Below are 13,323 nucleotides of genomic sequence, written 5' to 3'. Positions count from 1 at the left end.
GACTTGACTTTGCCAATTTGATCTATACTTTTGAACCAAGAATTGTACTATTTGAAATTTTCAACTAATAGTATTTTTTGACTATAAGGTATTATCTCTCGTTTTACTATGCAGCCAAAACTTACACTCGTGGGGGCGGGTCCCGGTGACGGCGAACTGATTACCTTAAAGGGCATCAGGGCCCTCGAACAGGCCGACGTGGTGCTCTACGACGATCTGGCCAACGATAGCCTGCTGGCCTACGCGCCGGAGGATGCGCAGACGCTATACGTAGGCAAACGGGCGGGGAAACCGTCGTACCCGCAGGAGGCGATCAACAGCCTGATCGTGCGGCTGGCCCTGGAGCATGGGCACGTGGTGCGGCTGAAAGGCGGCGACTCCTATGTATTCGGGCGCGGGTTTGAAGAAGCCGACTACGCCCGGCAACATGGCATTCCGTGCACGGTGGTACCGGGGGTGTCGAGTTGCATCGCCGTACCCGCCTCACAGGGGATTCCCGTGACGAGCCGGGGCATCAGCGAGAGCTTCTGGGTCATTACCGGCACCACCCGAACGGGCGCGCTCTCCAACGATCTGCGGCTGGCGGTGCAGTCCAACGCAACGGTGGTAATCCTGATGGGGCTGCGGAAACTGGACGAAATCTGCGCGCTCTATTGTGAAGCCGGCCGTGGGCACCTGCCGATGGCCGTTGTGCAGAATGGGACGCGGCCCGATGAGCAGTGCCTCGTGGGTGAAGTCTGGGCCATGCCACAACTGATGGCTGAGCATAATGCGGAGACACCCATTGGGGCACCCTCCGGGGCACCTATTGGGGTACCCGCGGTGCTGGTTATTGGGGCGGTGGTGACGCTGCACCCGTCGTATCTGGCTGCGTGTTTGCGCAACGTACCTGCGTACGCGGCGGCTGGTCTATAAGACCACAAAAAAAGCCGATCCGGTGTGGGGGCACCTTTGGATCGGCTAAACAGGGATTGTTTATGCGAAAAACACAAACGCATCAAAGAAAATGAAAAAAAGCGAATAACACAATTTCGCCCCGCTCGCCCGGCACCCGACCGTACCCACATTGACGGGTTGCTCCGCCCGCGCGCCATCATCGATCAGGCCGTCTAGTACCGTTTACCCGATTTGGGGTATCCCTGCCGCTGCCTTGCCCATTCGGGCCTTCCTGGCCGAGCTTTCCGGCCGGACCTTCATTTTCTATCTCACTGTACTTCCTCATGACACTATCTACCCTGAGAGTGGCCCTGGTGTGCTTCACCATGCTGGCTACCAATACCTTACTGTATGCCCAATTTTCGCTCACGGGGCAGCTACGGACCCGCACCGAAGTTCGGAACGGGCTGGGCAATCTAGCACCCAAAGACAGCCCGGCGGCGGTGTTTACCTCGCAGCGCGCCCGGCTGACGTTCAACTACAAATGGGACCGCGTCACCTTCCAGACCGCCGTGCAGGATGTGCGGGTGTGGGGGCAGGATGCCGCCACCATTGATAACGTCGACGGCAACCGGCTGATGGTGCACGAAGCCTGGGCCGACATCACCCTGGCCAACAGCGCCGATACGACACTCAAGTTCAAGCTAATCCAGAACCTGTCGCTCAAGATTGGCCGTCAGGAACTGGTCTACGACGACGTGCGCCTGCTGGGTAACCTCGACTGGCTGCAACAGGGCCGCCGCTTCGACGCGGCCCTGCTGAAAGCGCAGCACCTGGGCTGGGCGCTCGATCTGGGCGTGGGCTTCAACCAGAATACCGACGCCTTCGGCACCGTGGGTACGTTCTACACGGCCGGCAACGCGCCGGCTACGGCCCTGTCGACGCAGAATGTGACGCTGGCGATTCCGGCGGGTTTTCTGCCCACGGCGGGCCGGGGCGGCGCGCCGGTGCTGGCCACGCCCCTCAGTACCAACGGGCAGAATCAGCAGTTCAAATCGTTTCAGATGGCCTACCTGGCCCGCAAGGTCAACCAGACCAAATTCTCGGCGCTGCTCTTTAAAGACGATTTTCAAAAGTACCGGGTCGACTCACTGGGCAATGCCGCGCAGGGGTACGTCTACGGGCGCCGGTACGACGTGACGGGCGTCAACTCGCGGCTCACCTATGGGGCCATGCTTACCGGGCAACTGGGCAACGCCGCCTCGCCGTTGGGTAAGGTGCAGTGGCAGGTATTTGGGTACGGGCAAAACGGCCATGACCGCGACGGCCTGTTGATCCGCGATGCGTATCACTACGGCGGCAACGTCCTGTTTCAGAAAGGACCGCTCAGCTTCGGGCCGGGCTACGAGGTGCTGTCGGGCAATAACGCCAACACGAGCAAAGCGGGCGAAACGAGCCGGTTCGATCCGCTCTACGGCACGCCCCACCGCCACTGGGGCTACATGGACTATTTCTACGTGGGCACGGGTGCCCCGGCGGGTGGGTTGCAGGATGCCTTCGTGAAAGTGAAATACACCGCCAACCGGCTGACGGCGGGCCTCGACGCCCACTATTTCGCGCTGGCAGCCCCCACCGCCAACCGCATGACCGACGCCCCCGCCGGTAGCCTGATCGACCCCAAGCTGGGTATCGAATACGACTTCGTGGCCACCTACGCGCTTAACAAGCTGACGGCGCTCGAACTGGGCTACTCGCTCATGAACGGCACAAACAGCCTCGAATACGCCAAGCAGGGCACCATGAACCAGAAAGATAAGCTGGGTACGTGGGCGTACCTGATGATCAACATCCGCCCTGATTTCTTCTACACCAAACCCGTGGCCATCCGGCCGTAACCGACCAACCCGACGCCTTGACCAGACCGGTATACGCAAACAGCCACGACCGGCTGCGAGGCCTTCTGTTTGACAAACTCTCTATCAACCATTAATCCGTCAGTTCACATGCAAGCCAACAAACCCCTCGACAAGCTGACCATTTTCAGCATCCGCGGTGTGCAGATGCGCACCTTCCATCTCACCTGGATGGCGTTTTTTGTCTGTTTCTTCGGCTGGTTCGGCCTCGCTCCGCTGATGAAGGTCATCAAAGACGACCTCGGCCTGACCAAAGCGCAGATTGGCAACATCATCATCGCGTCGGTGGCCGTAACGGTGGTGGCCCGTATCGTGGTCGGGAAGCTCTGCGATAGCTGGGGACCGCGCAAAACCTACACGGCCCTGCTGGTGCTGGCTGCCGTGCCGGTGCTGCTGGTGGGGTTGTCGCACAACTACGTCACCTTCCTGCTGTTCCGGCTGGCGATCGGGGTGATCGGGGCGTCGTTCGTGATCACGCAATACCACACCTCGGTGATGTTCGACCGGAAGATTGTCGGCACGGCCAACGCGGTGGCGGGCGGCTGGGGGAACCTCGGCGGTGGCGTCACCAACATGGTCATGCCGCTTATCTTCGCCGGTTTCGTGAGCCTGGGTTACCTGCCCACCTCGGCCTGGCGGCTGGCCATGCTGGTGCCGGGTGTTGGGCTGCTCATCATGGCACTGTTGTACTGGCGCTACACCCAGGACACCCCGGCCGGTAACTTTGACGCCCTGCCCGACCGGCAGCAGCAACAGAAAGGCTCGCTGGCCGACGCCGCCAAGGACTACCGCACCTGGGTGCTGTTTCTGGCCTACGGCGCCTGCTTCGGTATTGAAGTGACCTTCGACAACGTAGCGGCCCTGTTTTTCGCCGAAAAATTTGGCGCAAGCCTCACCGTCGCGGGGCTGCTGGCGGGGTCGTTTGGGTTCATGAATCTCTTCGCCCGCGCCATGGGTGGTATCGTGGCCGACAACGTGGGGCGGCGGTTCGGCATGCGCGGCAAAGGATTACTGCTGGCGGGGTTGCTGCTGCTTGAGGGGGCCGGGATCATCTTCTTTGGGCTGACGGCGAGCCTGACGGTGGCCATCGTGGCTATGGTGGTGTTTGCCTTATTCCTGAAAATGGCCAATGGTACCACCTACGCCATGGTCCCTTTCATCAACCGCAAGGCGCTGGGCTCGGTCAGCGGCATCGTAGGCGCGGGGGGTAACGTGGGGGCTGTGCTGGCGGGTTTTCTGTTCAAATCGGATAGCATCTCCTACTCCGAAGCCTTCGTGTACATCGGGGCGCTGGTCACGGTGGTCGCGGGCGTAGTCGCCCTGACGCGCTTTGCCAAAGCCGACGTACCCACAGCTGAACCCGCCACTGAATCCACCCTTACTGTCGCCTAACGTTTTGTTTATCAACGTGTAATCCTCCGGTCCTATGCATACGCCAACCACGCAACACCGCACCACCTGCTGCTACTGCGGCGTAGGCTGTGGCATTCTGGTGAACCAGGATGCCAACGGCCGCCTGACCGTCGAGGGCGACCCCCAACACCCGTCGAACCGGGGCCTGCTGTGCTCGAAGGGCATGAACCTGCACTACACGGTCATGGATAGCTCAGATCGGCTGCTGTACCCGCAGATGCGGCTCAACCGGTCGATGCCCATGCAGCGCGTGGGTTGGGACGCGGCTCTGGAACGGACCGCCGCCGTGTTCCGCACCCTGATTCAAAAGTACGGCCCCGACGCGGTAGCCTTCTACGTATCGGGGCAGTGCCTGACGGAAGAATATTACCTGGTCAGCAAGCTCATCAAAGGGTTTATCGGTTCCAACAACATCGACACCAACTCCCGGCTCTGCATGAGTTCGGCGGTGGTGGGCTATAAACTGACGCTGGGCGAAGATGCGGTGCCGGTCTGCTACGACGACATCGAGTCTGCCGACCTGTTTGTGGTGGCGGGGGCCAACCCGGCCTGGTGCCACCCGATTCTGTGGCGGCGCATCGAAGCCCACAAGGCGGCCAACCCGCACGTGCGAATCGTCTGCATCGACCCCCGCCGCACCGACACCGCCCGCTCCGCCGACCTGCACCTACCCATCCGGCCCGGCACCGACATTGTGCTCAACAACGCCATTGGCCGAGTGCTGATCGAACAGGGATGGGTTGACCATGATTTTATCACCAGCCATACCGACGGCTTTGCGGCCTATGCGACGCAGGTGATGCAACGGACCGTGGCCGACGCCGCCGACCTGTGCGGGATTGAACCGGCGCAGATTGAGCAGGTGGCGCGCTGGATCGGGCAGTCGACGGGCTTTTTGTCGCTCTGGACGATGGGCCTGAACCAGTCGGTGGTAGGCGTGAACAAAAACCTCTCGCTCATCAGCCTGCACCTGATTACGGGGCGCATCGGCACACCCGGCAACGGCCCTTTTTCGCTCACCGGGCAACCCAACGCGATGGGTGGACGTGAAGTGGGTGGCCTGGCCAACAGCCTGCCCGCCCATCGGGAGGTAACCAACGCCGCCCACCGGGCCGAAATGGAAGCCTTCTGGCAGAGCCCCGTCAAGATCGCGCCCAAACCGGGCCTGACGGCCACTGAGCTATTCGACGCTCTGCACGATGGCCGCGTAAAGGCGGTCTGGATCATCAACACCAATCCGCTGGTGAGCATGCCCGATGTCAACCGGGCCGAAGAAGCGCTCCGAAAAGCCCGGTTTGTGGTGGTGCAGGACGTATCGAACCGGGCCGATACCGTGCCGTTGGCCGACGTGGTGCTACCGGCTGCGGCCTGGCTCGAGAAAGAAGGCACCATGACCAACGCCGAACGGCGGGTAACGTACCTGCCGAAGGTGATCGATGCGCCCGGCGAGGCGCTGCCCGACGTGGAGATTATCTGGCGCTTTGCCCAAAAAATGGGCTTTGGTTCCCAATTCAACTACGCTACCGCCGCCGATGTGTACGACGAATATGCCCGCAGCACGGCGGGTACCAACGTCGACGTGACCGGCATCAGTCACGCGCTGCTGCGTGACCGGCGCAGCATTCAGTGGCCTTACTCCGCGGCGGCGCGGGCGGTCACCGAATCGGTTGATGACGCCGATACGGGCGCTGTGGGTACGCCCCGACTCTTCACCGACCGGCAGTTTTACACCCCTAACCGCCGGGCACAGCTTCAGGCCGTGCTTGACGAAAACACCTCGGAACCCACCGACCCCGATTTTCCGCTGGTGTTGACCACGGGCCGGGTCCGCGATCAGTGGCACACCATGACCAAGACCGGGCGGGTCGCCAAATTAATGCAGCACGTGCCGCAGCCCTTCCTGCACATCCACCCCGCCGACGCGCAGGTACGTGGTATTCGCGAGGGGCAACTGGTGCAGGTACGTAGTCGGCGGGGCGAGGTGCGGGTGAACGCTCAACTCTCCGACGACCTGCGCCCCGGCCTCTGCTTTCTGCCCATGCACTGGGGTAAGCAACCGGGCAACAGCACCCTCAACCGGGCCAACAACCTGACCAGTAGCCTGGTCGACCCGCGCTCGAAAGAACCCGATTTCAAGTTCGCGGCGGTCGAGGTGGTGCCGTACCGAAAACCTACTGAGAAAATCGTCGTGATCGGGGCGGGTTCGGCCGGGTTGGGGTTCATTCAGGCCTACCGCGCCGTTACGGCCGACAGCCAGGCTCTGGACGACGAAATCCACGTGTTCTCCACGGAGATTTACCCGTTCTACAACCGCGTGCTGCTGCCCGACTACATCAGCGGCGCGCAGAGCTGGGCGCAACTCGTCAAGCTGCGCGAAGACCAGTTTGCTGATGCCAACATTGTGGTACACAAGGGTATTGGCATTGCCCACATCGACCGGCAGGCGAAGGTGGTAACCGATACCAACGGCGTCGAACATGCCTACGACAAGCTACTGCTGGGTACGGGGAGCCGGGCGTTCCGACCAAAAGGAGTGCCCCGCCTGCCGGGTATCTTCACCATGCGCTCGCGGCTGGATGCCGATGCGCTCCTGCCCTTTCTGGATCAGCCCGAGGCGCAGGCCGTGATCGTGGGCGGTGGGCTGCTGGGCCTCGAACTGGCCGCTTCGCTGCGGCAGATTGGTGTGCGGGTGGCGGTGGTGCAACGGGGTGGCCGGTTTATGGAACGTCAGCTCGATACGCTGGCGAGCGAATTGCTGTATCTCGAACTGCTCGACCGGGGCATCGACATTTATTTCAACGAAGAAGTGCAGACCGTTTCGGGCACGGCTCGGCTCGATGGCATTCAGCTAAAATCGGGTCGGCGGTTGCCGTGTCAGGTGATGGTAATGGCCATTGGCACCGAGCCGAACATCGAACTGGCCCGCGAGGCGGGGCTGGTCTGCAACCGGGGCGTGGTGGTCAACGAGTACATGCAAACCTCCGACCCGGCCATTTTTGCGACGGGCGAAGTGGCCCAATGGAACGGGCAGATGTGGGGTATCACCCTGGCCGCCGAGCAACAGGCCGAGGTGGCGGCTCGCTTCATCGCCGGCGACGTGTCGCAACCCTACCGGGGGAGCCTGTCGATGAACATCCTGAAGATGGAGGGCCTGCACCTGTGCAGTATGGGCGTAACCGACGTACCGGCCGGTGGGGGCGCGGCCTACGAAGAAATCGTGTTTATCGACAAAGCCCGGCGCTATTACAAGAAGTGCATTGTGCACAACGACAAGCTGATTGGCGCGATTCTGATTGGCGACAAAAACGAATTTGCCGAGTTCCGCGACCTCATCGCCAATGGCATTGAACTGTCGGAGAAGCGGCTGCAACTGCTGCGATCGAGCAAACAGGCCGACCCCGTATTGGGCAAGCTGGTTTGTTCGTGCAACACTGTCGGGCAGGGCAACCTCGAGCGGGCCATCCGGGCGGGCTGCACCGATTTCAACGCGCTTTGCCAGCAAACGGGCGCGGGCACCGGCTGTGGCTCCTGCCGCCCCGAAGTACGCAGCCTGCTGGACAAACTGACCGAGCCGGTCAACGCTTAACCTTATCTGATCGACGACGACTGTTTATGCGCGACTATTATACGCTGAAGGTGAATCTGCCCGCGGGCATCGTGTCGCCGCGCACCCTTCAGACCATCCTGCGGCTGGCCTACGACGCCCAGGTGCGGACAGTGCAGTTCGGCGCCCGGCAGCAACTGTTGCTTACGGTGCACTATGAAGTGCTGCGGTTTTTGGAAAAAGACCTGCAACAGCACGACATCACCTACGAAGTCAACTCGGAAGAATACCCCAACCTGATCAGTTCCTACTGTGGCGAGGCGGTGTTTCAAGCGGGCGGCTGGTTGAGCGAAAGCGAATACCATACCGTGCTGGATCAGTTTGAGTATCGCCCTCGTCTGAAGGTGAATCTGGCCGATGCCCGGCAGAGTTTCACGCCTTTCTTCACCGGCAACCTGAACTTCATCAGCTCCCCCGACCCGCACTTCTGGTACCTCTACGTGCGCCCCAAACAAAGCAACACGCTCTTTTGCTGGCCCGAACTGGTCTACACCAACGACGTAGGCCGACTAGCGCAGGCCGTGGAGGCCGCCATGCTGACCGACGAACATACCGACGAAGCCACCCTGTACCGGACCGTGACCGCCCGGCAGTCGTTCATCAGTCAGCCCGTTACGCAGGAGTTGGTGCTGCCCGAATTTTCGTTGCCCTACTACGAAGGGTTCAACCGATATGGGCAGCGGTCGTGGCTGGGCCTGTACCGCCGCGATGAGCAGTTTTCGATCGCGTTTCTGCTGGACATCTGCGCCCTTTGCCTCAAAACCCGGATTGGCGAACTCTGCACGACCCCCTGGAAATCGCTGATCATTAAAGGGATTGAGGAGAAAGATCGGGCTGACTGGTCGTATGTGCTGGGTAAACACAACATCAACGTGCGCCACGCTGCCAATGGCCTCGCCTGGCAAACGGAAGACTATACCGACGAAGGTACCCGCCTGAAAAACTACGTCCTGCACTATTTCGAGAAGCACGACACCCGCACGTTCGGGCTATGTTTCGGGATTCAGACCCGCCCCAAATCCGAGGTGTTTGGTTCGGTGCTGATCCGCCGTCGGCCGTTGCTGCGGATTGGGCAACTGGCGCTATTCAGCGTGTATGATGTGTACTATACCGAGCAATTCAATCCCAACAGCCGGGTGTACCATCGGTTTGAGAGCGGGCTACTCAAACTGCACCTCCCGAATCAGATCAACCGCCTGTGCCGGCAGTTCAATACCAACCGGTTGCCCGCTGACCGCGATGCCCAATACGCCGAACCCGACCTGCCCGAGCCCGTAGCCGACGCGGTCGAGCCTGTGCATCAGTGCCCGCACTGCCTCACTGTGTACGATGCTGCCTACGGCGATGGGTTGAACGACATCCCACCAGGCACCGCCTTTGCCGACCTACCCGACACCTACGCCTGCCCAACCTGCGACGCGCCCAAGTCGGCGATGCAGGCGGTGGTCCTGGTGGCTTAGGAACGTACCCGGCCGTGTAACGACGATTCCCGAATCACCAGCTCCGACCGGAGAATGATGCGGTTGGTCGTTAGGATATCCTGCACGCCCGTCAGGTGGTTGATCAGGCTCTTGGCGGCGACTTCGCCCATCGTGATGCCCGAATAATGGATCGTCGTTAGTTGGGGCGCTACAATCTGGGCGACGGTATCGTCGTTGAAGCCGACGACGGCGACGTCGTTGGGCACCGAAAGACCCAGTTTCTGGAGGGCGATAATGCTGCTGGCCGCGCAGAAGTCGTTCGTGATGAACATCCCATCCGGGCGGTTATCCATCGCCTGAAGCCGCCGGGCCGCCTCGATGCCCGCTTCCCGATCCAGGGCAGTAACCATAATCAGCGACTCATCGATGGGCAGGTTATGCTGCATGAGCGCCTGCCGATAGCCCGCCAACCGGTCGGCATATACGTTTCGTTTCAGACTGCCCGTCACGTGCATGATGCGCCGACAACCCTGTTCGATCAGGTGCGAGGTCGCTTCGTAACCCGCCTGCGCGTTGTCGATGGTGATGCTCGTGCATTGCTTGTGGGTCAGCACCCGGTCGAAAAATAAGAGCGGAATCTTCTTTCGGATAAACGGCTCAAAATGATCGAATGAGTCGGTATCGTAGGCCACCGAGACCAGCAGCCCGTCGACCCGGCTGTCGAACATGGTGCGCGCGTTGGCGATCTCTTTCTTGGCCGACTCCAGCGACTGGCTGATAATCAGGTTGTACGACGCCTCATTGGCCACCTGCTCCATACCGGCCAGCACCGACGACATAAAGCTGCTGGTAAGGCTGCCCACAATAACCCCAATGGTATTGCTGCGTTGCCGCCGCAGGTTACTGGCAAACATGTTGGCCCGATACCCCATCTGCTGTGCCGTGGCCGCGATAATCGACTTGGTATCGTGGTTGATGGCGGGGTGGTCATTCAGCGCCCGGCTGATGGTGGCAGGGGACAGTTTAAGTCGTTCGGCAATATCGTAAATAGTTGTCTCCTTCTCCATGCAGCGTTAGGCTATCGTCGTTGGTGGCTAGTGTACGTGGTAGGTAGGGCAGTCGACTGCCTTGGGTTAACCCTAACAAATGTATTGTTTTTCCACGTTGCCAGACGACTAAGCTACTAACAACAACGGAAACAATTGGTGTTTTTGACTAATCCATAACCTTACCTTAATGTATACGGGATACGATTAGCTATGTATAGCAAAAGCAATAGACGTAACTTGTCTGGTAATCGGTTGATGGCTGAAAAAGGGCTTTGGAGGCCTATTTTCACACGAATAATCACTTTTTTTGAAACTGTTTCTGCAATCGGTTGCAAAATATAAAAATCAGCAGGATTTTTAGGCTCTGATTGAGACGCATCAACGAAAGGGGAGAGCCCGACCCAGGTCCGGCCGTAGTTGCAGCTAGCCCGATCGTCTGCCGTCCTCGTCGGGGTAACTTCATACTTGAGCTACAGAAACCAGGGCTGGGTACGTTAACACCCGCCCGGTTTACATCGCATTGCTTCGTTTCACATAGGTTTGTTAAGAGCGACATGTCCTGCCTTATAGGCAGGATATGTTTTTAAAACGAGAACGTGGGGCCGCCAATCTATTCTGGATCAGGAAGTCAGTGTACGGAAAAGGGTATAAAGAGGCAGCAAACGCATTCCGTATGGGTAAACCCTCTAAACACGTATAAAACTTATGAAACTGGTTTTCGTTGCCGTCTTGCTGATGGGCCTGTTAGGCCAGCGAACGGTGTCGCGGGGACAACAAATTTCCCGCGAGGAACTGCTTTTTCTGACGCCTGAATGGAAAGGTGACCGCTTTCCCGATGGCCGCCCCAAAGTACCCGACGCCCTGCTGAAACGCATGAAACTCGTCACCCACGAAGAAGCCTGGGCGGTGATGAAGGGTGAAAATTACAAGTATCAATATGCGGAAGGCTGGCAAACCATCAACCCCGACAGCGTGCTGGTGGGCCGCGCCGTAACGGCCTGTTTCATGCCCGGCCGACCCGACATCCACAAGGCGATCGACCAGAAAGGGCACGACAAAGACGGCCGCGTGAAAGGGCAGAATTCCTGGCCGATCGATCTGCTTGTGAAAGGCGATGTGTATGTGGTGGATCAGTATGGCATGCACGAAGACGGCCCCACCATCGGCGATAACCTCGGCAACTCGATCTTTGCCAAAACGGGCAACGGGATTGTGTATGAGGGGGCCGTGCGTGACGTGGCCGGGCTGAAAGAAATCGGCGGCTTTACGTCGTATTTTCGTAGCTACCACCCTTCGCACCACAACCCGCCGGGCGACCTGAACACGGTGCTGATCGGGATCAACAAACCGACCCGCATCGGTAAAGTGATGGTGATGCCCGGCGACATCGTGCTGGGGCGCGACGGGGCCGTGTCGTTCATTCCGCCGCATCTGGCCGAAAAAGTGGTGAAAACCTCCGAGATCGTTCGGCTGCGCGACATGTTTGGGCACCTTCGCCTCCGCGAGCAGAAGTACACGCCGGGGCAGATCGACACCCGCTGGTCGCCCGAGATCGAGAAAGATTTTTCGCAGTGGCTCAACGCCCACATCAGCGAACTACCCGTACCGAAAGAACAGATACAGGACTACCTGAAAACCCGTACCTGGTAACTGACTATTCCTAAACCCTGCCACTTTAATGAAAACGACACAAAACGGGATCGGACGGCGTTCGTTCCTGACCAAAGGTGCTATCGCGAGCGCGTTGGCGGCTACCTCGATCACCAGCTATGGGAGCGGGCTTGAAACGGCCGTGCACAACGCCCCGCTCTCCTCGGCCCCGTCGGACCTGAAAATCACCGACATCAAATGCGGCTACACCCGCAATGGCCACAGCTTGTTTGTGAAAGTGCACACCAACCAGGGCATCTGGGGCTGCGGCGAGGCCGTCGACGCGTCGGTGGGTACGTATCACCTGGTCAAGATGATGGCGCAGCGCATCAAAGGCAAAAGCCCGCTCAACGTCAATCGGTTGTTTGAGGATGTGCGCAAGTCGGGCTTCTTCGAGGGCGCGCAGTCGGGCATTTACATCTCGGTGTTGTCGGCCATCGAAACGGCCCTGTGGGACCTCGTCGGCAAGGCGCTGGGCCTGCCTGTTTACCAATTGATGGGCGGCAAATACCGCGATAAGGTGCGGGTCTACTGCGATACGGGCGCCTACCGCGAAACCGATACCAGCCCGGACGCTTTCGGCAAAAGCGCCAAAAAAGCGGTCGATATGGGCTTTACGGCCGTCAAATACGACATCGACGAGCGCAACGATCCTAACAAGTTCGACGCCTACAACTGGACCGCCAGCCAGGGCGAGCTGGAGCGGATGTACAATCAAATTGCGGGGGTACGGAAAGCCGTTGGCCCCAAAATCGATATCTGCGTGGACATGCACGGGCGCTACGACGTCACGACGGGCCGGCGCGTGGCCAAGATGATGGAACCGCTGAACCTGCTGTTTCTGGAAGAGCCCATCCCGGCCGAAAACCCCGAAGCCTACCGGCAGATCCGCGAAGCGTCGAACACCCCGATCTGCGCGGGCGAAAACCATTACCTCGCGCATGGCTTCCGGCGCCTGCTCGAAATTGGGGCGGTCGACATCATCATGCCCGATTTGCAAAAAGCGGGTGGCCTGGGTGAAGGGCAGCGCATTGCCAACCTCGCCAACCTGTATTACGTGCCCTTTGCGCCCCACATGGTGGCCTCGTATCTGGGCGCGATGGCGTCGAGCCACGTTTGCGCCACCGTGCCCAACTTCCTGATTCTGGAGTGGCAGATATATTTCCACGAAGAGCCGATGTTTAAGGAAATCGTCACGTTCGACGGCCCGATGGTGAAAGACGGCTTCATTCCGCTCTCCGAAAAACCGGGCATCGGCGTGGAAATCAACGAAGAAGGAATGAAAAAATACGCCCCCAAAGACGTGCCTTTCTTCGTTTAGCAGAACGGTCTGGTAGGGTCGGGGGGCGTCTGGCCACGACCGCACGACACGCCGACCCTACCAGCTCAGGCTATTG

General features: G+C 59.6%; 8 protein-coding genes. 7 read left to right on the top strand and 1 reads right to left on the bottom strand.

The window, feature by feature from the left end; all coding sequences use genetic code 11:
- Positions 1 to 108 precede the first annotated feature (108 nt).
- The 5 genes from cobA to FAES_RS22150 all read left to right on the top strand — a co-directional run bounded on the left by cobA (position 109) and on the right by FAES_RS22150 (position 9,266).
- Positions 109 to 915, top strand: a complete 807-nt coding sequence (cobA, locus tag FAES_RS22170) for a uroporphyrinogen-III C-methyltransferase (RefSeq protein ID WP_015333424.1) — start codon at positions 109 to 111, stop codon at positions 913 to 915.
- Positions 916 to 1,220: 305 nt separating this feature from the next.
- A complete protein-coding gene (locus tag FAES_RS22165) occupies positions 1,221 to 2,771 on the top strand; it encodes an alginate export family protein (protein ID WP_015333423.1) in 1,551 nt (516 codons plus the stop codon).
- 108 nt (positions 2,772 to 2,879) lie between these two features.
- On the top strand, positions 2,880 to 4,181 hold the full coding sequence (locus FAES_RS22160) for a NarK family nitrate/nitrite MFS transporter (protein WP_015333422.1): 1,302 nt from the start codon (positions 2,880 to 2,882) through the stop codon (positions 4,179 to 4,181).
- 34 nt (positions 4,182 to 4,215) lie between these two features.
- Positions 4,216 to 7,788, top strand: coding sequence for a nitrate reductase (locus FAES_RS22155; RefSeq protein ID WP_015333421.1), 3,573 nt, complete (start codon positions 4,216 to 4,218; stop codon positions 7,786 to 7,788).
- A gap of 26 nt (positions 7,789 to 7,814) precedes the next feature.
- On the top strand, positions 7,815 to 9,266 hold the full coding sequence (locus FAES_RS22150; RefSeq protein ID WP_015333420.1) for a rubredoxin: 1,452 nt from the start codon (positions 7,815 to 7,817) through the stop codon (positions 9,264 to 9,266).
- Here the strand turns inward: FAES_RS22150 and FAES_RS22145 are convergent.
- On the bottom strand, positions 9,263 to 10,294 hold the full coding sequence (locus FAES_RS22145; RefSeq protein ID WP_015333419.1) for a LacI family DNA-binding transcriptional regulator: 1,032 nt from the start codon (positions 10,292 to 10,294) through the stop codon (positions 9,263 to 9,265). The genes FAES_RS22150 and FAES_RS22145 overlap by 4 nt on opposite strands.
- A gap of 687 nt (positions 10,295 to 10,981) precedes the next feature.
- Here FAES_RS22145 and FAES_RS22140 point away from each other — a divergent pair.
- Both FAES_RS22140 and FAES_RS22135 read left to right on the top strand, forming a co-directional pair.
- Positions 10,982 to 11,926, top strand: coding sequence for an RraA family protein (locus FAES_RS22140; protein WP_015333418.1), 945 nt, complete (start codon positions 10,982 to 10,984; stop codon positions 11,924 to 11,926).
- A gap of 28 nt (positions 11,927 to 11,954) precedes the next feature.
- On the top strand, positions 11,955 to 13,247 hold the full coding sequence (locus tag FAES_RS22135; protein WP_015333417.1) for a mandelate racemase/muconate lactonizing enzyme family protein: 1,293 nt from the start codon (positions 11,955 to 11,957) through the stop codon (positions 13,245 to 13,247).
- Positions 13,248 to 13,323 lie beyond the last annotated feature (76 nt).

The sequence above is a fragment of the Fibrella aestuarina BUZ 2 genome (assembly GCF_000331105.1).
Taxonomy (GTDB): Bacteria; Bacteroidota; Bacteroidia; order Cytophagales; family Spirosomataceae; genus Fibrella; species Fibrella aestuarina.
The sequence above is the reverse complement of the archived record's forward strand: the minus strand, read 5'-3'. Positions and strand labels throughout refer to the sequence as shown.

Coding starts and splice junctions, on each gene's coding strand:
- FAES_RS22165 (WP_015333423.1), top strand. CDS start 1,221: ATGACACTATCTACCCTGAGAGTGGCCCTGGTGTGCTTCACCATGCTG.
- FAES_RS22155 (WP_015333421.1), top strand. CDS start 4,216: ATGCATACGCCAACCACGCAACACCGCACCACCTGCTGCTACTGCGGC.
- FAES_RS22135 (WP_015333417.1), top strand. CDS start 11,955: ATGAAAACGACACAAAACGGGATCGGACGGCGTTCGTTCCTGACCAAA.
- cobA (WP_015333424.1), top strand. CDS start 109: ATGCAGCCAAAACTTACACTCGTGGGGGCGGGTCCCGGTGACGGCGAA.
- FAES_RS22160 (WP_015333422.1), top strand. CDS start 2,880: ATGCAAGCCAACAAACCCCTCGACAAGCTGACCATTTTCAGCATCCGC.
- FAES_RS22145 (WP_015333419.1), bottom strand. CDS start 10,294: ATGGAGAAGGAGACAACTATTTACGATATTGCCGAACGACTTAAACTG.
- FAES_RS22150 (WP_015333420.1), top strand. CDS start 7,815: ATGCGCGACTATTATACGCTGAAGGTGAATCTGCCCGCGGGCATCGTG.
- FAES_RS22140 (WP_015333418.1), top strand. CDS start 10,982: ATGAAACTGGTTTTCGTTGCCGTCTTGCTGATGGGCCTGTTAGGCCAG.